This is a genomic window from Chryseomicrobium aureum, assembly GCF_043182735.1.
GTDB classification, from domain to species: Bacteria; Bacillota; Bacilli; order Bacillales_A; family Planococcaceae; genus Chryseomicrobium; species Chryseomicrobium aureum.
In genome coordinates, this window is the sequence record NZ_CP171117.1 from 458824 (window position 1) to 478426 (window position 19603).

28 protein-coding genes are annotated in these 19603 nt (G+C 43.5%); 24 read left to right on the plus strand and 4 right to left on the minus strand.

The genetic code is table 11. The features are described from left to right. Positions 1-16: 16 nt before the first annotated feature. The 5 genes from ACF3OH_RS02580 to ACF3OH_RS02600 all read left to right on the plus strand — a co-directional run bounded on the left by ACF3OH_RS02580 (position 17) and on the right by ACF3OH_RS02600 (position 3243). On the plus strand, positions 17-1327 hold the full coding sequence (locus tag ACF3OH_RS02580; protein ID WP_392455670.1) for a D-serine ammonia-lyase: 1311 nt from the start codon (positions 17-19) through the stop codon (positions 1325-1327). Beyond that, a complete protein-coding gene (locus ACF3OH_RS02585; RefSeq protein WP_392455671.1) occupies positions 1324-1821 on the plus strand; it encodes a VanZ family protein in 498 nt (165 codons plus the stop codon). The genes ACF3OH_RS02580 and ACF3OH_RS02585 overlap by 4 nt, the downstream gene beginning before the upstream one ends. Positions 1822-2133: 312 nt before the next feature. Beyond that, positions 2134-2277 carry a hypothetical protein gene (locus ACF3OH_RS02590; RefSeq protein ID WP_392455672.1) on the plus strand — a complete coding sequence of 48 codons (144 nt, stop codon included), beginning with the start codon at positions 2134-2136 and terminating at the stop codon, positions 2275-2277. Between the two features lie 35 nt (positions 2278-2312). Beyond that, positions 2313-2696, plus strand: a complete 384-nt coding sequence (locus ACF3OH_RS02595) for a DnaJ family domain-containing protein (protein ID WP_392455673.1) — start codon at positions 2313-2315, stop codon at positions 2694-2696. Between the two features lie 121 nt (positions 2697-2817). Continuing rightward, complete coding sequence (locus tag ACF3OH_RS02600; protein WP_392455674.1) at positions 2818-3243, plus strand: dual specificity protein phosphatase family protein; 426 nt, start codon at positions 2818-2820, stop codon at positions 3241-3243. Between the two features lie 81 nt (positions 3244-3324). Here ACF3OH_RS02600 and ACF3OH_RS02605 read toward each other — a convergent pair whose 3' ends face one another. Next, on the minus strand, positions 3325-3564 hold the full coding sequence (locus ACF3OH_RS02605; protein WP_204590170.1) for a hypothetical protein: 240 nt from the start codon (positions 3562-3564) through the stop codon (positions 3325-3327). A 101-nt stretch (positions 3565-3665) separates the two neighbouring features. Here ACF3OH_RS02605 and ACF3OH_RS02610 point away from each other — a divergent pair, with 101 nt between their 5' ends. The 17 genes from ACF3OH_RS02610 (at position 3666) to ACF3OH_RS02690 (ending at position 14937) form a co-directional block, all read left to right on the plus strand. Next, positions 3666-4115: a hypothetical protein gene (locus tag ACF3OH_RS02610; RefSeq protein ID WP_392455676.1), complete on the plus strand. Its 450-nt coding sequence runs from the start codon at positions 3666-3668 to the stop codon at positions 4113-4115. Positions 4116-4185: 70 nt separating this feature from the next. Continuing rightward, positions 4186-4824 carry a FusB/FusC family EF-G-binding protein gene (locus ACF3OH_RS02615; protein WP_204590168.1) on the plus strand — a complete coding sequence of 213 codons (639 nt, stop codon included), beginning with the start codon at positions 4186-4188 and terminating at the stop codon, positions 4822-4824. 64 nt (positions 4825-4888) lie between these two features. Beyond that, a complete protein-coding gene (locus ACF3OH_RS02620) occupies positions 4889-5101 on the plus strand; it encodes a hypothetical protein (protein ID WP_392455677.1) in 213 nt (70 codons plus the stop codon). A 16-nt stretch (positions 5102-5117) separates the two neighbouring features. Beyond that, complete coding sequence (locus ACF3OH_RS02625; RefSeq protein ID WP_204590166.1) at positions 5118-5540, plus strand: hypothetical protein; 423 nt, start codon at positions 5118-5120, stop codon at positions 5538-5540. Positions 5541-5635: 95 nt separating this feature from the next. Further along, positions 5636-6034 (plus strand): thiol-disulfide oxidoreductase DCC family protein, encoded by a 399-nt coding sequence (locus ACF3OH_RS02630; RefSeq protein WP_392455678.1) that lies wholly within the window; start codon positions 5636-5638, stop codon positions 6032-6034. A gap of 43 nt (positions 6035-6077) precedes the next feature. After that, positions 6078-6290: a hypothetical protein gene (locus ACF3OH_RS02635; protein ID WP_392455680.1), complete on the plus strand. Its 213-nt coding sequence runs from the start codon at positions 6078-6080 to the stop codon at positions 6288-6290. After that, positions 6287-6688, plus strand: a complete 402-nt coding sequence (locus ACF3OH_RS02640) for an RDD family protein (protein WP_204590163.1) — start codon at positions 6287-6289, stop codon at positions 6686-6688. The genes ACF3OH_RS02635 and ACF3OH_RS02640 overlap by 4 nt, the downstream gene beginning before the upstream one ends. A 275-nt stretch (positions 6689-6963) precedes the next feature. Continuing rightward, the gene (locus ACF3OH_RS02645; RefSeq protein ID WP_392455682.1) at positions 6964-7533 is read left to right on the plus strand and encodes a maltose acetyltransferase domain-containing protein; all 570 of its coding nucleotides are present in this window, start codon (positions 6964-6966) and stop codon (positions 7531-7533) included. Continuing rightward, on the plus strand, positions 7530-7730 hold the full coding sequence (locus ACF3OH_RS02650; RefSeq protein WP_204590161.1) for a hypothetical protein: 201 nt from the start codon (positions 7530-7532) through the stop codon (positions 7728-7730). Before ACF3OH_RS02645 ends, ACF3OH_RS02650 begins: the two co-directional genes overlap by 4 nt. Continuing rightward, positions 7727-8086 carry a hypothetical protein gene (locus tag ACF3OH_RS02655; protein ID WP_392455683.1) on the plus strand — a complete coding sequence of 120 codons (360 nt, stop codon included), beginning with the start codon at positions 7727-7729 and terminating at the stop codon, positions 8084-8086. The genes ACF3OH_RS02650 and ACF3OH_RS02655 overlap by 4 nt, the downstream gene beginning before the upstream one ends. 34 nt (positions 8087-8120) lie before the next feature. Then, complete coding sequence (locus tag ACF3OH_RS02660; protein ID WP_392455685.1) at positions 8121-8861, plus strand: SDR family NAD(P)-dependent oxidoreductase; 741 nt, start codon at positions 8121-8123, stop codon at positions 8859-8861. A gap of 115 nt (positions 8862-8976) precedes the next feature. After that, positions 8977-9471, plus strand: a complete 495-nt coding sequence (locus ACF3OH_RS02665; RefSeq protein ID WP_392455687.1) for a VanZ family protein — start codon at positions 8977-8979, stop codon at positions 9469-9471. A gap of 61 nt (positions 9472-9532) precedes the next feature. Then, positions 9533-9736: a hypothetical protein gene (locus ACF3OH_RS02670; RefSeq protein ID WP_204590157.1), complete on the plus strand. Its 204-nt coding sequence runs from the start codon at positions 9533-9535 to the stop codon at positions 9734-9736. Between the two features lie 37 nt (positions 9737-9773). Next, entirely contained in the window at positions 9774-10421 is a 648-nt protein-coding gene (locus ACF3OH_RS02675; protein WP_392455689.1) for an SDR family oxidoreductase, read from the plus strand. Between the two features lie 96 nt (positions 10422-10517). Next, positions 10518-11855, plus strand: a complete 1338-nt coding sequence (locus ACF3OH_RS02680; RefSeq protein WP_392455691.1) for a 3' terminal RNA ribose 2'-O-methyltransferase Hen1 — start codon at positions 10518-10520, stop codon at positions 11853-11855. Next, the gene (locus tag ACF3OH_RS02685; protein ID WP_392455692.1) at positions 11852-14428 is read left to right on the plus strand and encodes an AAA family ATPase; all 2577 of its coding nucleotides are present in this window, start codon (positions 11852-11854) and stop codon (positions 14426-14428) included. Before ACF3OH_RS02680 ends, ACF3OH_RS02685 begins: the two co-directional genes overlap by 4 nt. A gap of 323 nt (positions 14429-14751) precedes the next feature. After that, the gene (locus ACF3OH_RS02690; protein WP_204590154.1) at positions 14752-14937 is read left to right on the plus strand and encodes a hypothetical protein; all 186 of its coding nucleotides are present in this window, start codon (positions 14752-14754) and stop codon (positions 14935-14937) included. A 50-nt stretch (positions 14938-14987) separates the two neighbouring features. Here the strand turns inward: ACF3OH_RS02690 and nfsA are convergent, their stop codons facing one another. Then, entirely contained in the window at positions 14988-15719 is a 732-nt protein-coding gene (gene nfsA / locus ACF3OH_RS02695) for an oxygen-insensitive NADPH nitroreductase (protein WP_204590153.1), read from the minus strand. A 181-nt stretch (positions 15720-15900) separates the two neighbouring features. Here nfsA and ACF3OH_RS02700 point away from each other — a divergent pair, with 181 nt between their 5' ends. Then, entirely contained in the window at positions 15901-16431 is a 531-nt protein-coding gene (locus ACF3OH_RS02700) for an NfeD family protein (protein WP_204590202.1), read from the plus strand. Between the two features lie 12 nt (positions 16432-16443). Further along, entirely contained in the window at positions 16444-18006 is a 1563-nt protein-coding gene (locus ACF3OH_RS02705) for a flotillin family protein (RefSeq protein WP_392455695.1), read from the plus strand. Positions 18007-18317: 311 nt separating this feature from the next. Here the strand turns inward: ACF3OH_RS02705 and ACF3OH_RS02710 are convergent, their stop codons facing one another. Together ACF3OH_RS02710 and ACF3OH_RS02715 are read right to left on the minus strand one after the other, a co-directional pair. Next, positions 18318-19178 carry a nuclease-related domain-containing protein gene (locus ACF3OH_RS02710; RefSeq protein ID WP_392455697.1) on the minus strand — a complete coding sequence of 287 codons (861 nt, stop codon included), beginning with the start codon at positions 19176-19178 and terminating at the stop codon, positions 18318-18320. 131 nt (positions 19179-19309) lie between these two features. After that, positions 19310-19552 carry a hypothetical protein gene (locus tag ACF3OH_RS02715; RefSeq protein ID WP_204590149.1) on the minus strand — a complete coding sequence of 81 codons (243 nt, stop codon included), beginning with the start codon at positions 19550-19552 and terminating at the stop codon, positions 19310-19312. Between the last annotated feature and the right edge of the window lie 51 nt (positions 19553-19603).

Consider the following 19603-nt stretch of genomic DNA (forward strand, 5'->3'; position numbering starts at 1 on the left):
GTAAAGGAGTTTACATATGTACACATCAGATAATTTACGTAAATTGCACCCAGTCGTAGAAGACTTGATTGCGAAAAAAGAAACAGCTTGGTTGAACGAGGAGTTATTTCCGACAGATGTCGCACTCTCTTCTTGTTTGTTAAGCGAAGACGATGTGCGTGATGCGGAGCAAAGAATGGAGCGGTTTGCCCCATTTTTTGTGAAGGCTTTTCCAGAAACCGCTGTGACAGAAGGGATTATTGAATCTGAAGTAAGAGAAATCTCTGCGATGCAACAGGCTCTCGTGAACTATTCCGGAAGTAAGATTGCCGGTAAACTTTTCATGAAGTTTGATAGTCATCTTCCGATTTCCGGTTCAATCAAGGCACGTGGGGGGATTTATGAAGTAGTGAAGCATGCCGAAACATTGGCTCTTGAAGCTGGACTGATTCATTTAGAAGATACCTACGAAAAATTCGCTTCAGAGGAATTCAAGAAGTTCTTTTCCAATTACTCGGTCGCTGTAGGCTCAACAGGAAACCTGGGTCTTAGTATAGGCATCATCAGTGCTAAACTCGGTTTCCATGTAACAGTCCATATGTCAGCAGACGCAAAAGAGTGGAAGAAGAATTTGCTGCGGGAGAAGGGTGTCGAGGTAATCGAATATGCTTCAGACTACAGTTTGGCAGTAGAACGAGGAAGAGAGCAAGCTGAAAACGATCCGAGTTGTCACTTTGTGGATGATGAAAACTCGACAGATCTATTTCTGGGCTACGCAGTGGCTGGACTTCGTTTAAAACGTCAATTGGCGGAACAAGGAATTGAAGTGAATCCAGAAAATCCGCTTATCGTGTACCTGCCTTGTGGTGTGGGCGGAGGTCCAGGAGGCGTCGCTTTTGGATTGAAACTAGCATTTGGAGACGCAGTGCAATGCTATTTTGCAGAACCGACACACTCTCCGTGTATGACACTCGGTATGGCAACCAATCTTCATGACAAAGTGTCAGTGGCAGATATCGGGCTCGATAACGTGACAGAAGCGGATGGACTTGCAGTCGGTCGTGCTTCTGGCTTTGTGGGAAAGGTAATGAAGCCATTTATGAGCGGGTGCTTCACCGTGTCAGATGCGCGACTTTTTGAATTGATGCACCTCTTTTACGGGGCAGAAGGACTATTCTTAGAGCCATCTGCATTTGCAGGAATGATTGGCCCTGTGATGGTTCCAGGTACAGATGAATCGGCCACACATCTAATCTGGGCTACAGGCGGTGGAATGGTGCCAGAGGACATGCAACAAGTCTATTTGACGAAAGCAAAACAGATGTATTCAACTAGGTCGGGTTCATGAAGTTTTTGAAAGCATTGATGTGGGGGAGTTTTATTCTGTACTTGCTCGTTTTAGGAACTTTGTTGTTTGTGAGTTCTCGACATGGTTATCTCGTTTATGACTATACATTTGCGGAAAAGCTCCGATACAATGCGAACTTTGTTCCGTTTGCGACAATTTCAGATTACATAACCGCCTATCAAAACCAAACATTGAATACAGACATCATTGTGCGTAACTTAGGAGGCAATTTGATCGCCTTCACACCCTTTGGATTGTTCCTACCACTACTATTCGAAAAGCTGCGTAAGATAGGACCATTTCTCATTGTGTTTATAAGTATACTTACTAGTATTGAAGTGACTCAGTTACTAACAGTTCGAGGAAGTTTCGATGTAGATGATTTTATCTTGAACATTCCAAGTGCACTCCTTGGGTGGGGAATTTTTCATCTAGGCAGTAAAGTATGGGCGAATTGGAGATACGGGGAGGTAGTAAATGACGAATTCCATTAAGCTTTCATTGATAGCCGTATATATACTTGTTGCTACTGTAGTGTACGATTCCCTCATCCTTCTTCCAAAAAAAGATGCAATTACTGAATTCCTTCAGGACAATCTGGAATCTATAATGGAGTAAAAGGCCTGTCACTGTACAGGCCTTTTACATTTTCAGAGGCCATGTGTCGTTTGAAGGTCTTTCTAGCAAGGGCTTGGGCAGCTCGGTTTTAAAAAGAAGCAATGTTTTCTTCGAAGGCCAGGTATTTAGTTTCCATAATTCTACTTGTGGCTAATGGAATACATTTAATGGCTAATGGAATAAAAATCATGGCCAATGAAATACACTTAATGGCCAATGGAATACAAATCATGGATAATGAACGCACGCTCACCATTCAACTCCAAGTCACTATCTCGCAACAGTTCCTGTTTTTGTCACTTTTAGTAATAGGAATTCAACAAATTATCTAGAATTTACTAATGAGACAGAAAGTGAGGCGAAAGCTATGACGAATGACAAACCGGAATACAATGATTTGATTGGTGACATCGTGAAAGAATATGCCAAAACAGGCGGGATGGACAACCTTCCTGGAATGGGTAAACCATTGTCAGAAGAGTATTTGTCAGGGGACGTATTTCAAAACTTTCAACGCATTGCGAAAGAACAAGGCTATAAACCCTATTGGCTTGAGCTCCAACATGCTATACGGGACGACTTGAATAAACTAAATGCCGACATTCAAGCAGGAAAAAAGAAAGACAGCGAACTTCGCTTAAAACAAATCAACGACAAAATCTTTAAGTACAATCAACAATGCCCACCGCCAATGCAAAAGGGATCTGTTAGACTGGAGTCTATAGAAGCAGCTATAAGCAGATGGACATAATAAAAGGCCGTTCCCCTAAAGGAGCAGCCATTAAAATGAAACTAGTTACGTTAACTATTTGTAATGCGTAGAGATGTGCACAACGGGTATAGTAAAGAGAGGGAAAAAGGAGGAATGCCAAGTGGCAAACTACAACGAACTAATACCAGGAAAAATCTATATAGGCGGCGCAGAAGCAGCCGATGAAGTAGTGCAAAACGAGAAAGTCGACGTGATTTACGATCTACGAGCAGAAGCAAAAGAACGAGGCGAGTTGTCGACGTCTGAAAGTATCTCTTTACCACTTGTTGAAGATGGGGAAGGACAAGCGAATACCATCAAAGAAGTCGCGCATCAGATTGTAGAAGATTTTGATGCAGGCAAATCTGTTTATTTCCACTGCCAAGGTGGTAGCGGAAGAACAGGAACTGTTGCAGCTGCCGTTCTACTCGAAATGGGACGCGCTTCGACTGTAGAGGACGCCATTCAACAAGTACAAAGTGTCCGAGATTCCGTAAAAGTGAAACCAGAATTCCAAGAAGCTTTGCTTTCTATATATGAACAATAAATTTAGTAGGTAAAGATATTCATCGAATGAATGAAACACTATTTTCTCATGATAGAAGAGAAAATAGTGTTTTTTCTTAGTCTATACAATATGTCCTTCTCGCCATTTATTCCGGCGAAATACACCGACTACAAACAACGCCCACATCTGAATCGTCAAAATATAAAGCATCCATGTCGTTGGGTGATCTGTGAAAAACAAAAATAAAATAATCGTGTGGATACTGACAGCGAGTAGTGAATACCGCACAACCCCGAGTGAAGCAAAGGTGGCTTGAATCGTCAAAAAGAACATCAACAGAAAGAGTGGCAACCAGAACATTGAACTTCCCCCTCACTTTTTTTAATTGTACATAAAATTCTAATAAAATGGTATATACTATTTAGTAAAATGGTAAAATGAAGAAAAAGTAGGAGGTTCTGATGAAACGGTATATTGCTCTATGCATTTGTGCATTAGTTGGAATCAGCGGCATTTTAATGATTTCAGCAGAACCAATAGAAAAACCTTTAAAAGAATGGGAACAGCAACTTCAGCTTCCTAAAACCTACGAAATCGTTCAAACACATAAACTACCACGTCGGCAACAACTTGCCATCGTGAAAGTATTAGAACCAGACGGCTATCGTCATGTCATGGTACTTGGTCAAAATCGACTGACACATTGGAAGCTAGTAGAAAGCCTGGATCTTGGTGTAGCTACAAAAGACACCATTGGTCAATCTATCGAAGAAGCGTATTTAACTGCAGGGTATATTCACGCTTCTGATTCCCCTCCAAGCCCAGACTGTATTGAAGTCGCAGCACCCAACTCTACCTATTCTCTTTGGATTCAACTTCAAGGTTCAGGCCATTATAGTCAGCACAAGTAACCCACTGGGCCTTGTGCTTTTTTCATGGATTAGATAATGGTACGATAAACCTAAGAAGGGGGAGTCTTATATGGAATTTCTAACCGTAGCCAACTACAGATTGCTTACAAGACAAATTACAAAACTACTGAATGCACTTTCGACTTCCAAAGATAAAGACGTTATTGCAGCTGTCAAAGGATTGATTGAGACAGACCTTCGCGCTGCCCTTCCACAAACAGATCAGACCGATACAATCGTGCATCAATTGCATCAAGTGACAGACCGTACAGATGCCGATTTATTCCTACATGCAGTCAAATCCTATGTCATTCCGTTCAAAGCTCCGACCGCAGAGGACTTGAAGAAGTTGTTTAAAAAAGAAAAACGTCTTCGGATACCGCCACTCCAGTCCTATGATTGGAAGGAAGTGACCTGCTTATCTTGGAAAGATGGAGGAACACATCGCCAGTACTTTGTGATTGAACAAGAGGGGAAGTGGAAGACACTACAAGGCGTAACAAAGGTAGATACGTTAAAAGGTGTCTGCAGAATTTGTCGCCAGCATACCCTTGTAAATTTATTCACAGCAACTGTCAGAGGAAAGACGGAAGATACCTTTACGTCTTACAGTCACTATATCTGTGAAGATCCAGCTGTGTGCAATTCAAATTTAGACAATGCAGAGCAAATTCATACATTTATTTTTGAAAATCAACAAAATAAATAGAGGATTCGACCCATACACTAGCGAATACTACAAGATTAGAACTTTAGTGGAAGAGGTGTCGGTCATGTTGTTTCTTGTTCGCTTTGTATTGTGGGTCGTGTTAATTTACGTGTACTTCCAAATTGCTGAGTGGGCATGGACCGAATTCATGCCGAACTTAAACGGAGGAGAAGTGTTGCTCGTCAGTATTTTCATGATGGTCCTCTGTGTAGCAATTGCACAGTACACGGTTTGGAAAGTTAGTGAACTGTTTATTCGTGAAAAACATTATGAGTAGGTGAAGAAAACGCATCATGAGAATCTTACATAGTTTCATCGTATTGTTTTTACTAGGGAGCTTCGTTGCATCAGCAGACACGGAATTCGTTGTCCATGATGGCAGAGTCTACAATGTGACAACTGAAGTGATAGCCGCAGATGAAGTGGGTACAGCCATTGGAGAGATTACGGTCGAGTCGGATGAGATCCAAACTGGTGCATCCAACGTCTATCCAGTCGGAACATTTTTGTATGACATTCAAGGCACGAATCGTTCGGAAGCTATTGCAATCGAAGTGTCTTCAGGTGAGTTTGTAAAAGCGACATATTCCGAAGCGAATGAAGGTGGCTTCTCGCTATGGACGTTGATGCTCGGCATTGTCGGGATTTTAATCATTGCAGTAGGGATGATGTCATTCCGCAATCAGCGAAGTCATGTGAAACAATATAAAGACTAAACCGTTCTGTCTATCTGAGCGGTTTTTGTTATGAACCCATAACAAGAATTCCCTGTTTTTGTATGGTAAACTACTCAGTAGAGGGGGGAGACAGTATGGAAGCGAAACGAATTGTGTTGTACGACGGCGTATGTAATTTCTGCGATGCCAGCGTTCAATTTATATGGAAGCGCGATTCAAAAGGAGTTATCCATTTTGTTTCTCTCCAAAGTGAGACAGGACGAATGCTTCTTGCTCAAAACCGCATACCAGAAGAGACAGATAGTTTTATCTTCCTTGATAATGGCCATGCGTATATCGAGTCGGATGCTGCGTTTCGGGTAGTACGCTATTTGGACGGAGCATGGCGCATGCTTTCAATCGGAAGGTTCGTTCCAAAGCGTTTGCGAGATGCTGCATATCGGGTGATTGCACGCAACCGGTACAAGTGGTTTGGGAAGAAAGAGGCATGCAGTATTCCGCCACTAAACGTCCGAACGCGATTTTTAGATTGAAACTTTTAAGCGCCTCTCTTCGTAAACAGAGAGAGGTGATCGTATGAAGACTTGGATTGTAATTTGTATCACTGTATTTTTGTTACTTCTCTTTTCCCAGCTGATTTCAGGCTATCTATTGACGAGTACATATTTGCCTGGAAGAGCACCAGTCAGTTCAGGTGATGTGTTCTTACTGTTTCAAACAGTAGTTGTAGGAACAGGTCTTTGGGCTATTTACCGGGTTTCTCAAAAAAGAAAGGGTGTTACAGAATGAAAGAACTTTCAAAAAAACGAACAAAAGCAGTATTAATCGACACAGCAGTCGCTACAGCCGTATCGTTGACACTTGAAGCAGCACTTAAAGGGATTACGAAGAAGAATCGTTCAGCAGAAGCAGTCTACGCAACGGTGCTTCCGACAGTTGTCATGTGGGGTTTAGAGGCGTTGCAGTTTAAAAATAATGGTCAAACACTTGGCTATAAAGCAATGGGCTTGAAGCTTGAAACAGAAGATGGTCGCGTGCCTTCATGTGAGCAAGCGTTGAAGCGTGCCGTTTACCGTGACACACTCAGTACATTTGATTATTTGAAAGATCGCAAAGGCTTTGAAGGGACAGACGGAAGCGAGTTTCCACACGACCGAAAATTTGGGGTCGTAGTCCGCGAAGTATAAGATCCATCCGCCCAGAGTGAATTTGGGCGGATTTTTTGTAGGGTTCGAGCGAGTTAGTTTCCATAACATCAGTAGGGGCGTTAATGAGGAGAACTCGGTCGTTAATTAGGGAAGTTGGGGCGCTAATGAGAGACGTTCGGTCGTTAATTGAGCAAATTCGGGCGCTAAAGCGCAAACTTCCCAAAATCTTTTCTAGAAAGTTCTTTTAGTAATCAAGGTCTCTTTTGTATTTTCCTCGCGTTTTGGAGATAATGGCGAAAAGGGGTGTGAGCACCATGACTGAAAAAGAAAAGATGCTGGCAGGTGAAATGTACCTGGCTGCTGACCCACAATTAGTTGCCGAACGAAATCGTGCGCGACAACTTGTACATAGCTACAATCAAACACTTCCGGAAGAAACAGCGCGTCGAACCGAAATTCTAACTGAACTTTTAGGAGACACGAAAGAACCACCAACTATCGAGCCGAGCATTCGCGTGGATTATGGATATAACATCCATACAGGTACGGCCTTTTTTGCTAACTTTGACTGTGTATTTTTAGACGTTTGTGAAATTCGTTTTGGGGACCGCTGCATGCTAGGGCCAGGTGTTCACATCTATACAGCTACACATCCTTTAGATCCTTTAGAACGCTCTTCTGGCAGAGAATATGCCATTCCGGTAAAAATAGGAGACGACGTCTGGATTGGTGGAGGTGCACTTATTATGCCGGGTGTCACAGTCGGCGACCGGGTTGTGATAGCTTCCGGAGCTGTAGTTACAAAAGATATACCAAATGATGCTGTGGTAGGAGGCAATCCTGCTCGAATTTTAAAAAACTTAGTAGAGGAAAGTGCACAATGACTAAAACAACAGACCGCCGATTGATGCTAATGTTCTTTCATTACATCGTATCTATAGCGGCTCTCATTTTTATCTTTTTATACCGCACGGAACTGCAAGAAGTCGGTACATTTTGGATTTATGTGGTCGTCACATGCATCTTATTAGGACTTGCGATTTTTGAAACCTATCGATACCGAAAGGGGAAAAAGACATGAAACGGTGGAAGTTGCTCACATTCATAGCTCTCTTGGTCATCAATGTTGTCATTATCGGCTATGCTTATCAGACGAGTCACTATCAATCTTCGGGTGCTCACGCGGGGTTCCCGATTGCAAAAGATGCGGAGCAAATTGAAAAAACAGAGGGCCTCACGATTTATAGTTGGGACAAAGCTGAGGCAGATGGAGATATTCCACTAAGCTATCGGCTCATCATTTGGCAACGTGGATGGGAACAGACATCTAAACAAGGACCAACGCGTTTCTATGAAAAAGGTGACTATCAGATCATGTTGACTTCTTTGCGTGGAGAAATCAGTTTGCATGATGTACCAGAAAGTGAAGGACAATGAGTATTCGTGAAGTAAACCGTTAGGAGGAGTTTAAATGCAACTAGCAATTGTTACGGGCGCATCAAAAGGACTTGGAGACGGATTGGTCGATAGCTTTTTAGAAAAAGGGATTCCGGTCATCGGCTTGGCTCGTTCAGAAACAGAAAGTCGCGAGGAGTTTACATCTTTACTTTATGACTTATCGCAGTCTGGAGTACCATTGACGGCTGCTGAACATATATGGCAAGAGATTGAGAAGAGCGGTGCGCAAGACGTCACGATCATTCACAATGCGAGTGTCATCGACCCGATTGAACGTGTTGGGAAACTGGACGCTGATCGAGTAGAAATTGCGTTTCGAGTTAATGTACTGGCACCGATGCTGATGACAAATGTCTGGCTCGCAAAAGCTAAACAGTGGACGGGCACTTTGACGATTGTAAATGTCACCTCAGGTGCAGGCTCTCGTCCGATTTCAGGATGGAGCGTCTATAACAGTACAAAAGCTGCAATCAACATGCACACGCAAGTAACGGGTTTAGAACTAGACCAAGCGAGCAGTGAACACCGAGTGATTGCCTACAATCCAGGTGTGATGGATACAGGTATGCAGCAAACAATCCGCAGTTCGTCGGAAGAAGCGTTTGCGGATGTTGGGCGTTTTAAAGAGTTAAAGCAAAAAGGGGATCTTCGTGCACCGCGCACAGTAGCGGATGCGCTAGTCAGTTTGGTGACGACCGGCACTGTTGAAAACGGCCGTATTTATACGGTAACAGAACTATTGGGGGATAGTTAAATTTACAATTGTATGGCCAAGTGACGAGGGACGCATAGTTTACGAGAGAAACGGGTACAACACGTTGAATGACCCTATGGCCCGCTATAGGGAGGAGTTGTAAGGAGAAGTTTATATGCGAACATTAACACGTGGTGCACTTTGGGTGACCTTTCTAGCTTACTTAGCTGTCATTGTTCAGTTAGTCGTATTAAAAGAAATGGATGCTCAAAGTGCGGTTACCAATATCTTTGAACGGGAACGCCCAAGTGAATGGACCACCAATAACTTCACATTGTTTGAAACCATTCGTTTGTACTGGAACGATTCACGAATCCCGTGGACAGTAAGGCTTTCTAATTTAGCAGGGAATGTCATTGGATTCTTGCCGTTTGGCGTTTTATTTCCTCTACTGTTTCGAACGAAGCCTTATTTACTTATAACGGTGTTCTTTGGCTTTTTATTCAGTCTTGGCCTTGAACTTGCTCAGTGGTTTATGGCGGTTGGAAGTTTTGATGTAGACGATCTGCTTTTAAATACTCTAGGGGTATTGTTAGGATACGTTGGTTTTCGGATTATAAATTGGTTACTCCCGATTCGTACATATATATACCAACAAAATAAGCTGTAAGTCCTTTGAGTTGTCCTAGCTGTAAGAGCTATGGTAGCGTAGAACAAAAGGTGGGAACAACATGAGATGTACTAAAAACCTTCTCTATGGAGCAGGAATTTTCAGTGCATACTTAGCGGGTTTGGGCAGTCTGTGGGTGGCTACAAAATCTAGCGCACCCATACTCGACCATCCGTTGATGGCACTCGTGATTCTTGTGATTGCATATTTTGCTATGGAGAAATCGGTGACGCATCTAGCGAAAAAGAGAAGTTGGAGCTGTTGATGTTGCTGTGAGATCGAACAAAAAGGAGAGATTTCACATGAAGGTATTTGTAGTTGGAGCAAACGGACAGGTTGGACACGAACTCGTTCACACATTACACAAAGACGAACATCATGAAGTCACTGCAATGGTTCGAAAAGAAGAACAACAAAAAGAATTTGAAGACAAAGGGATTCACAGTGTACTTGCTGACCTAGAAAGCACGGTTGAGGATTTAACTGATGCGATGAAAGGGTACGACGCAGTTATCTTTGCAGCAGGTTCAGGCGGAAGTACAGGGCAAGACATGACGCTCTTGATTGACTTAGACGGAGCTGTAAAGACAGTTGAAGCAGCAGAGCACGCTGGCGTGAAACGATACGTCATGTTAAGTGCATTTGGTGTAGGAGACCGCAGCACGTGGAGTGACGAAATCAAGCCGTATTACGTAGCGAAGTATTATGCAGACCATCACGTGGAAGAGTCATCGCTTGATTGGACGATTCTACGACCTGGTGCCTTAACAGATGATGAGCCAACTGGAAAGTTCGCCGCTGGAAGTGATGCAAAACCTGGAGACATCACGCGTCATGATGTAGCACATGCATTAGCACACGTAGTAGGCGATTCATCCACTTCAAGAAAATCAATTGAACTCGTAAATGGAGACCATTCATTAGCTGACGCGCTAAAAAGTGGGCTATAAAATTAAACGAAGATAACTAGTAGCCAGCACATCATGTGCTGGCTGTTTCTTTACATAAAATGGGCTATACTTATAGAAAAAAGGAGGCGCCGACCTATGCAATTACGCATTCGTACAACTTCACCACACGCCAATGTACTCACTCATCTTTTCGCAAAACATCCAGGGCGCCGTCATGAACGCCGAGAAAAAGAGCAGTCTGTTCGTTTTACTTATTTAAAAGCAGATGAAAACCAAGTAGATGCACTTATTTACGTCGAAACCGATCCGATGTCGTGGACGAAATCATCGAATGGCCCTATGGATATCACGCATTACATACATGATCGAAATATCGTCACAAACACCGTATTTCTCTCGCTTATTCGCACCACACTAGGAACAGCGCTAAATGGAAAAGTAAAAGAAGAATGGACGGAGTGGGTGGAGTACAAGTTTCCATTCAAGATTACAGTAGGTCCTGTGGCAACGGCCATGCCGATAACAACTGTATCGCAACTTTTCGAGCCGCTGGGATACACGGTCACCTATACACATCCACCGGAGGAAACTGTGTTAACCGAAGTAGCTCGTAAGTCTGTTTTTTTATTGACTTTAGAAGGAACAGTTTCGTTGAAAGAACTTCTCTCACAGCTGTGGATTTTATTACCGGTTTTAGATGCCGACAGCCACCACTTCCTCGATAACGATCAAATTGAAAAATTGAAGCGATATGGTGCAGGATGGCTAGACACGCACCCACTTCGTGAAGAAATCGTGCGGAAGTATTTGAAGTTTCCAGGATTGATTGAACAGTTCATTCCTAAACGGTCTGGCGGTGATGAATCGCCACGTTTGAATGATGCGCGTTACGACTGGATTGCAGAACAAATCGATGCACTCCGTGTGCGTTCTGTTGTCGATTTTGGAGCAGGAGAAGGGAAGCTTGCTGAACGACTTGCTTTTGTTCCTGGGGTAGAGCAAATTTGGGCGGTTGAACCATCTGCACGAGCACTTAAAAAAGCGCAAAAGCGTTTTGAAGCGTTGACTAATCGAATTGGTTGTTCAGTTCCGGAAGCGACATGGGGCTCATTGTTCTACTACGATGCGCAGTGGAAAGACAAAGGTGCTATCGTGTTATGTGAAGTCATCGAGCATATCGAAGAAGAACGTTTACCAAGCATCTTCAATACAATCTTGCACGATTATTTCCCAAAACAATTGATTTTGACCACACCAAACCGCGAATACAATACCGTGTATGGCCTAGAAACATCTCGGCATACCGATCATCGATTCGAGTGGACGCGTTCTGAATTTCAAAACTGGTGTGAACAAATGAATCTACACACTATTTATACCCTCACATTTTATGGCATTGGTGAACATCATTCTGATTTCGGTTCTCCGACACAAGCGGCCATATTTACACGAAAGGAGTGGACACGTGCATGACCATTCAACTTCCGAATGCAGGGATTGTTCTGTGCATTGGTCCATCCAACAGCGGAAAATCCACTGTCCTTAAGCAATGGGTTGCGAACCGCATCATTTCGCAAGATGAAATCATCAGTTCCGATCAGTGTCGCCTGCAAGTCAGTGGCACATTGTTTACACCGACCACACACGCAGACGTTCAAAAACAGGCGTATTTGAGAGAAGAGTACGCACAAATTTCAGAGCAAGCCTTTCACTTGATGGAAACGTTAGCAGAGGCTCGATTGAAACTCGGTAAACTTGTGATCATTGATGCGACAAACCTTGCTACTCTCGACCGAGAACGTTACCGGAAGCTAGCTAGTCGTTATCATCTTCCCTTTTACGGTTTACTGTTTAACGTTTCAGAAAGTGAGTTATTAACTAGAGATGCCCAGCGTGAGCATGCAAGAGGCAAACGCCGCGTACAATCTCAAGTACGACAACTAAAAAGTGAAATGAGAAAAATTGAACGCGAAGAATTCGATGCGCTGTATATAGTAGAGTCAGGGCGTGAAGAAGTCACACGAACAAGTTCTCCGTTTACGCTTCCGCTTGGCGATGGTTTAGATGTAATCGGAGATATTCACGGTTGCATGGATGAGTGGTTAGAACTGCTTGTGAAACTAGGCTATCAACAAGGGAAAGACGGTCTATATCGTCATCCGGAAGGCCGCAAGATTTTGTCGCTCGGTGATATCATGAGCCGTGGACCGAAATCACTTGAAGCGATGTTGTTCTTTGAAGCGCATATCCAAGCAGGTCTTGCATATATGATTGATTCGAATCATGGGTGGAAAATTGCACGCTGGCTCGATGGTCGAAAAGTGACGCTTGCCCACGGAGATGAGAACGTCGAAGAAGAGTTCATGGCGTATGAGAATCTATATGGAAAAGAGAAGACAAGTGTGTTGAAAGCGCGCATGAAGAAGATGCTTCTCGATGCTCCGTCTCATTATGTGATTGAAGAGGAAGGCATTCCACTAGCTGTTGCGGTTCATGCAGGTATTCGTGATTCATTTATTGGAAGGCATTCCGAACGTATCGCAGATTTTTGCCGCTACGGCCCTGTAGGTGGTGTTGAGCAAAACGGAAAACCAAAACGAGGAGACTGGACAATCGACCATCTACATCCTGTACTTGTGGTGTGGGGGCATGATCCTCGTCCTGTACCTGTTGAAATTCAGCGCACAATCAATATTGATCAAGGGGCTGTATTTGGCGGTAAACTGACGGCCCTGCGTCTGCCATCAAAAGAGATTGTACAGGTGGAAGCAATAGACTATGCAAAGTCAGCGATCAACCCGCTTGAAGAGTGGTTTGAGAAACGCTTGAAGCCACCTGCGATTCAAAAATGGCTGGGTGGGTTTACTGCTAAAACAGAGCGTGGCGCGATTCGAATTGCGGGCCAGCAAGTCAAAACGGCACTCGATCATTTCTCGCACGCTACACTTCCACTTGAGCAGCTCGTCTACCTACCACCGACAATGAGTCCTCCTCCGGTATCTACGCTTCCAGACTATTTGGAACATCCAGAAGAGGCGATTGCGTATTATCAAGATCTCGGAATCGACCGCTTGATTGTTCAGAAAAAACACATGGGAAGCCGCGCAGTGATCCTCGTATTCCGTTCGCAAGAAGTTGCTTTGAAATGGACAGGTTATGCCGATACTGTAATTACGACTTCTCGCACAGGTCGCGATTTCTTTGATGGGGACCTGAAAATGAAAATGCATGAACGGATTCATGACGCTGTGGTGACCGCTGGTTATTTCGAGGAATTGGAGACCGAGTGGATCCTACTTGATTCAGAAATTCTTCCGTGGAACGTTAAAGCAGGCGAGCTAATTGCGAGTGAATATGCGCATGTGGCGAACGCCGCGATACTTGACCGTGCCTCGATTGCAACTACTCTGTCTGAGGCGGCAACTGTTGATGTGAACGATTGGCAACAAGAGGCAGAGAAAGGCTTACGCGATGCAGAAGCGTTCCGAAATGCTTATGCACCCTACATCTGGAGCGTCCAAAATGACGATGCCATTCAAATTGCTGTTTTCCATGTTCTTGCACATCAACATGAGCTATTAATATCTAAACCACACTCGTGGCATATGGAACAGAGTCAGCGTTTAGCAGATGCAAGTGAATTATTTGTAGCGACTGAGTTCCGATTGATTTCCGGAGAACAAGGAAAGCAAGACGCCATTCAGTGGTGGCATGAGCTGACAGATGCTGGGGGTGAAGGGTTTGTCGTGAAGCCTCTCGACTGGGACGCTTCATCTTCCACTGATCGTCCGGTTCAGCCAGCTATGAAAGTACGTGGTCGCGAATATTTGCGCTTGATCTACGGCATGAATTACTTAGAACCAGAAGTGCTTGCACATGTGAAGAAACGCGGACTGAAAAAGAAACAACAAATGGCGCTTGATGAATATGCTTTAGGTTTAGAAGGCATTCAGCGTTTCATTCACCAAGAGTCGGTGGAGCGAATCCATGAATGCGTACTTGCAGTGATGGCGATTGAATCAGACCCTGCAGATCCTCGTTTGTAAAATTTAATTGAAACTGTAACGAAACATCCTCTTAAACGTACTGACATAGTATAGAAACATTGGTGGAGTATAGTATAGGAAAGTGAAGCAGGCTAATTGCTATGAAATTCCAGAACCCACTTCGCGTTTCCATGGGAGTACTTCCGAATCTCCTCTTGGTTACCCAAAGCTAGCGCTTTGCTCCCCTCTGCGGGGCTTCGGAAGCACTCTGATCCATCGGAAGTCTACGTGGGTTCTGAAATTTCAATAATGCTTCGATAACGAATCGAGCTTTAAATCAGTCGCTAGCACTATTGTTTGTAAGGGGTGAGAGGATGTACAGTATGTTTACAGATATATGGGGCAGCATTAAAGAATTCATGACACTTAGCATGTATTTTGTCATTGGATTTTTAGGTATTATCGGAATCGTCTATATGCTGACGCACTTATTTACAACGGAAACTACATTTACAGCACTCGACAATCACATTCGCGTAGTTTTTGAAACATTAAAATATCGTCTATAGAAAAGCAGCTTGCCCGATCAAACTTGGACAAGCTGCTTTTGCTGTTGCACCTACTTCATTTCATAGCCTTGTTTTTTTAAGAACTCCGTGATTTCCGCGCGACGTGGTGCTTTTAGGAAGTCTGCCATTTGTTTCGTCCACGTTGTAGACTTTTGATTCGAACTTCTGCGTGCATAATATGCCTTCATTGTTTCGTCATATTCCGGAAGCAAAGTGGCATACTTTTCAGCGTCATAAACGTTCTCATGCAAAATTGCTTCGACAGGTAGACGCGGTTTTACTTCATTTTTTTCATTTGGAACACCTACAGTCAATCCGTAAACAGGGAAGACACCTTTCGGTAACTTCGCCAAATTACTGATTTTCTCCAAATTACTCCGAACCCCTCCGATGTAACAGATGCCGTACCCTTTCGACTCGGCAGCCAGTGCCAAGTTCTGTGCTAAGAGACCAACGTCCGTCACAGCTACAATCAGTTGTTCTGCGAGGTCATAAACAACAGGTTCTCCGTGCATCTTACTCGCTTCTTCAAGTCTGCGATAATCCGCGCAAAGTAAAAATACAGCACCTGCCGTCTCCAGTTGATTCACGTTACTTGAAAGTTGCCCGATCTCTTTACGCATGTCTTGATCTGTCACCCAAACAATACTGTAGGCCTGGACGAAGTGCGACGTAGCTGCCATTTGAGCCGCTTCGACAAGTTCCACGACTTGTTCTTTTGTTAACGGTTGATCTTTGTAGTCACGAACAGATGCATGAGCTTTCATTAGTTCCAATACCATCAGCAGAACACTCCCTTTTGTAAAAGTCTCTTTTATAGTAGCATTGTCTAAAAAAACGTGTTCCCGAAAGAATCGGAAACACGCAATTCACTAATTATTTTGTGTAAATTTGAAACCTTCAGAACCGCAGTGCGTATAGTAGGTGACCACTAAATATGACGAATATTGGCAGGTGATGAAGATGGAGATTTTCGGCTATTCAATTGAACAAGTTTACTTCTTTGTTTTGATTGTAATGGCAGCTGTGACTTTCTTATATTTGTTCTTTGGTGATGTGACTGAAGCGATCGGGGAAGGTATACCATTCCTGCACCCGACACTCATACTCGCATTTGTGACACTCACGTCCGCCACGGGGCTTATCTTGGAATGGTACACAAGCTGGAACAGTTTAGTGATTTTATTCGCAGCTATGATCATTGCGGCAATCTTAGATGCGCTCATTTATTTCTTAGTATTGATTCCGCTGTCGTCTGCTGAAGCATCTCTAGCGTATACGGATGAAACACTTGCTGGTCAGGTCGCCACTGTCATCATCCCAATTCCCGCCGATGGGTACGGAGAGATTATGATCGAAACCGTTAATGGGAATCTCGCCAAGCGTGCCACGGGACTTGAAAATGAAGAGATAGAGTTTGGAAAGACCGTGCTAGTCGTCGAAGTGGAAGATGGGACGTTTTACGTCAAAGAATATGAACCAATCAAATTATAGGGGGAAACACACATGGGAATGGAATTATGGATTGTGCTTGCTGTTGTCGCATTCGTCTTGCTTTCAATCATTGGAGTGTATGTAGCGAAGTATAAAACAGTAGGTCCAGATGAAGCGTTAATTGTTACAGGTAGTTACTTAGGATCAAAGACCGTTCACACAGACGAATCTGGAAATCGTATTAAAATCATTCGTGGTGGCGGTACATTCGTGTTACCAGTATTCCAACAGTCTGAGCCACTTAGCTTACTATCGAGCAAACTAGAAGTAACAACACCTGAAGTCTATACGGAGCAAGGGGTTCCGGTTATGGCGGACGGAACAGCCATCATCAAGATTGGTGGAACGATTCCGCAAATCGCAACTGCTGCTGAGCAGTTCTTAGGGAAGACCAAAGAAGATCGTGAAAACGAAGCGAAAGAAGTTCTAGAAGGACACCTACGTTCAATCCTAGGGTCTATGACTGTAGAAGAAATTTATAAAAACCGTGACAAGTTCTCTCAAGAAGTGCAGCGCGTCGCTTCGCACGACTTAGCGAAAATGGGTCTTATCATCGTATCGTTCACCATTAAAGACGTTCGCGACAAGAATGGCTATTTAGAGTCACTCGGGAAACCACGTATCGCGCAAGTAAAACGTGATGCTGATATTGCAACAGCCGAAGCAGAAAAAGAAACGCGCATTAAACGTGCGGAAGCTTCAAAAGATGCGCAACGTGCAGAGCTTGAGCGTGCGACTGAAATTGCAGAGTCTGAAAAAGACAACCAGTTGAAAGTAGCCGAGTACCGCCGAGAGCAAGATATCGCAAAAGCACGTGCTGACCAAGCGTATGAGTTAGAAACGGCGCGTGCGAAGCAGGAAGTTACCGAGCAAGAGATGCAAGTTCAGATCATCGAGCGTCAAAAACAAATTGAGCTTGAAGAAAAAGAGATTTTGCGTCGTGAGAAACAATACGATTCAGAAGTAAAGAAAAAAGCCGATGCAGACCGCTACGCAATTGAGCAAAATGCAGCCGCTGACAAAGCCCGTCAAATGGCAGCAGCTGATGCAGAGAAGTACTCAATTGAAGCTCGTGCAAAAGCCGATGCTGAAAAAGTCCGATTGGACGGGATGGCGAAAGCCGACTCGGAACGCGCGCAAGGGGAATCAGAAGCAGACATTATCCGCTTGAAAGGTCTTGCAGAAGCTGAAGCAAAACGTAAAATCGCAGAAGCCTTCGAACAATACGGACAAGCGGCTGTCCTCGACATGATCGTCCGCATGATGCCAGAATACGCGAAACAAATCGCAGCTCCACTTGGCAACATCGATAAGATTACTGTTGTCGATACAGGCGGCGGTGAAGGTGGCGGCGCAAACAAAGTCACTTCATACGCTACAAACTTGATGTCAACACTACAAGAAACATTGAAAGCTTCTTCAGGCATCGATGTAAAAGAAATGCTTGAAAACTACTCGGGTAAAGGCACGATCCGTCCAAGCTTAGACCGCATCTCTGACGGACTGTTCGCTGAAAGAGTAGAGCAATCTGGTGAAGAGAAAAAACAACTTCAGCCAACTTCTTCAGAAAGCTGATGATTTGCCCCAGCCTATATGGCTGGGGTTTTTGTTGGTTGGGTGTGGTTTGGGGCGGGAATGGATCGTGGTTTCTGGGGTGAGCGAGCGTTCATTAGCCATGATTCACTCTCCATTAGCCATGATTTGCAATCCATTGGCCATGATCTAACATTTATAAGCCATGATTCACATTCCATTAGCCGCAAATCGAATTATGTAAACTAAATTCTTAATAAAAGTGCTATCTTCTTTAAGCCCTTACTAGTAAGAACTTAAGCAATAAGCTCTTATAAGTAAATGCTGTCTTCCACCAATTGCTACTTTGAAAACTAGAAGTTCGTTAGCTCCACCCAGTTTACCTTCGTCTCGGGATTTAAACGATAAAGACGGCCTCTGCGATTTCCTGAAATTTGAATTCGCCCAGATAAAATCAATTCCTTTAAGTTTCTAGAACGGAGTGAGGGGATAAATTGCTGAAAGGTTCGAAGAGGTAATTCTTCTCCTACAAAGTGAAATAACAGACATATATTTTCTGTGAGCATCGTATTGATTCTACACTTACATTTCATACAAACCCAAGACTTCTCAAACAATCTAGCTAGTGAATAACAATTCATACATTGAAGACCACCAGTAAGCTCTAAAGGGTTTATCGCATATCGTTCACATAAATTGATTTGCCGAAAAAGTGTTGCTTTCATCTGGGTTTGCTTCACTAAGCGACTCACGGATAAACCATTCACTTCATCAGTCGGCAGGCTGGATATAAAGCCTGGTAGTTGTTTGAGGAATAGTAAAGGATGGGGTGCATCAAATAGAAGTGGCTCAATCACTGCTGAGCGGTTTGTCCACACAATCGCTGTATAGATCGGTAATTGCTGATTTCCTAGGAGTTTTTTAAACTGCAGAACATTGCGCGTCATTTGAGTAAATGGACAATCCATTGCTTGTGTCACGCCATTCATAGTCCGGACGAGTTGGGCAGGGGAATGCTGTAACCGAATCGAGCCTTTGATATTTTTTACTTCAAGTAAGAGAATATAGGATTTGGTGAAAACAATGAAGTCAATTTGAATAGCATATGCGTTGGGGATTCGTACGTGGAAATCATGTAGTACAGTAGCAGATTGATGATGAAGTGCCTCACGCAAAAATGAGAGAACTTTTTTCTCGCCGTCTTGACCGGCCATTTGGTTATTAGTTATAGAAAGCAGTAAGGAATAACTGGGATGGTTTGGTGAAACTCTCCCAAGAAACGCGTGTAAGGGATTCGTTTGAATTTCTGGTGAATAGACTTTTATACTAACTCCTCCTGTTCAAATTAAAATTCGGGAACTCTTTTCCATGAGTTACGCTGTAGGAATGTGACAAGAGCAATACCCCAGAACTGAATCAAGAATATATTTTGTATGAAGACCCATTCGTGATTGATTAAGAATCCGAAGTAAGCCGCTGTAAAAAGAATAGCCGTTACAACAGTTGCACGTACTCGATAGGTCAAACCAAAATAAGCTTGCAAAGTGAATACGAAAATAGAGCTGAGTAGTGGTAGATGGAAAATCACATTCACATCCTTACGTTATGGTATTTTTTCTCAATTTTAGTTGCTACTAAC

Excerpts from the sequence above, each read along its gene's own strand:
- ACF3OH_RS02675 (WP_392455689.1), top strand. The coding sequence starts at position 9,774 with ATGAAGGTATTTGTAGTTGGAGCAAACGGACAGGTTGGACACGAACTC.
- ACF3OH_RS02650 (WP_204590161.1), top strand. The coding sequence starts at position 7,530 with ATGACTAAAACAACAGACCGCCGATTGATGCTAATGTTCTTTCATTAC.
- ACF3OH_RS02590 (WP_392455672.1), top strand. The coding sequence starts at position 2,134 with ATGGCCAATGAAATACACTTAATGGCCAATGGAATACAAATCATGGAT.
- ACF3OH_RS02680 (WP_392455691.1), top strand. The coding sequence starts at position 10,518 with ATGCAATTACGCATTCGTACAACTTCACCACACGCCAATGTACTCACT.
- ACF3OH_RS02610 (WP_392455676.1), top strand. The coding sequence starts at position 3,666 with ATGAAACGGTATATTGCTCTATGCATTTGTGCATTAGTTGGAATCAGC.
- ACF3OH_RS02625 (WP_204590166.1), top strand. The coding sequence starts at position 5,118 with ATGAGAATCTTACATAGTTTCATCGTATTGTTTTTACTAGGGAGCTTC.
- ACF3OH_RS02660 (WP_392455685.1), top strand. The coding sequence starts at position 8,121 with ATGCAACTAGCAATTGTTACGGGCGCATCAAAAGGACTTGGAGACGGA.
- ACF3OH_RS02655 (WP_392455683.1), top strand. The coding sequence starts at position 7,727 with ATGAAACGGTGGAAGTTGCTCACATTCATAGCTCTCTTGGTCATCAAT.
- ACF3OH_RS02635 (WP_392455680.1), top strand. The coding sequence starts at position 6,078 with ATGAAGACTTGGATTGTAATTTGTATCACTGTATTTTTGTTACTTCTC.
- ACF3OH_RS02710 (WP_392455697.1), bottom strand. The coding sequence starts at position 19,178 with ATGGCCGGTCAAGACGGCGAGAAAAAAGTTCTCTCATTTTTGCGTGAG.
- ACF3OH_RS02605 (WP_204590170.1), bottom strand. The coding sequence starts at position 3,564 with ATGTTCTGGTTGCCACTCTTTCTGTTGATGTTCTTTTTGACGATTCAA.
- ACF3OH_RS02580 (WP_392455670.1), top strand. The coding sequence starts at position 17 with ATGTACACATCAGATAATTTACGTAAATTGCACCCAGTCGTAGAAGAC.
- ACF3OH_RS02665 (WP_392455687.1), top strand. The coding sequence starts at position 8,977 with ATGCGAACATTAACACGTGGTGCACTTTGGGTGACCTTTCTAGCTTAC.
- ACF3OH_RS02705 (WP_392455695.1), top strand. The coding sequence starts at position 16,444 with ATGGGAATGGAATTATGGATTGTGCTTGCTGTTGTCGCATTCGTCTTG.
- ACF3OH_RS02615 (WP_204590168.1), top strand. The coding sequence starts at position 4,186 with ATGGAATTTCTAACCGTAGCCAACTACAGATTGCTTACAAGACAAATT.
- ACF3OH_RS02640 (WP_204590163.1), top strand. The coding sequence starts at position 6,287 with ATGAAAGAACTTTCAAAAAAACGAACAAAAGCAGTATTAATCGACACA.
- ACF3OH_RS02645 (WP_392455682.1), top strand. The coding sequence starts at position 6,964 with ATGACTGAAAAAGAAAAGATGCTGGCAGGTGAAATGTACCTGGCTGCT.
- nfsA (WP_204590153.1), bottom strand. The coding sequence starts at position 15,719 with ATGGTATTGGAACTAATGAAAGCTCATGCATCTGTTCGTGACTACAAA.
- ACF3OH_RS02585 (WP_392455671.1), top strand. The coding sequence starts at position 1,324 with ATGAAGTTTTTGAAAGCATTGATGTGGGGGAGTTTTATTCTGTACTTG.
- ACF3OH_RS02685 (WP_392455692.1), top strand. The coding sequence starts at position 11,852 with ATGACCATTCAACTTCCGAATGCAGGGATTGTTCTGTGCATTGGTCCA.
- ACF3OH_RS02630 (WP_392455678.1), top strand. The coding sequence starts at position 5,636 with ATGGAAGCGAAACGAATTGTGTTGTACGACGGCGTATGTAATTTCTGC.
- ACF3OH_RS02670 (WP_204590157.1), top strand. The coding sequence starts at position 9,533 with ATGAGATGTACTAAAAACCTTCTCTATGGAGCAGGAATTTTCAGTGCA.
- ACF3OH_RS02690 (WP_204590154.1), top strand. The coding sequence starts at position 14,752 with ATGTTTACAGATATATGGGGCAGCATTAAAGAATTCATGACACTTAGC.
- ACF3OH_RS02700 (WP_204590202.1), top strand. The coding sequence starts at position 15,901 with ATGGAGATTTTCGGCTATTCAATTGAACAAGTTTACTTCTTTGTTTTG.
- ACF3OH_RS02595 (WP_392455673.1), top strand. The coding sequence starts at position 2,313 with ATGACGAATGACAAACCGGAATACAATGATTTGATTGGTGACATCGTG.
- ACF3OH_RS02620 (WP_392455677.1), top strand. The coding sequence starts at position 4,889 with ATGTTGTTTCTTGTTCGCTTTGTATTGTGGGTCGTGTTAATTTACGTG.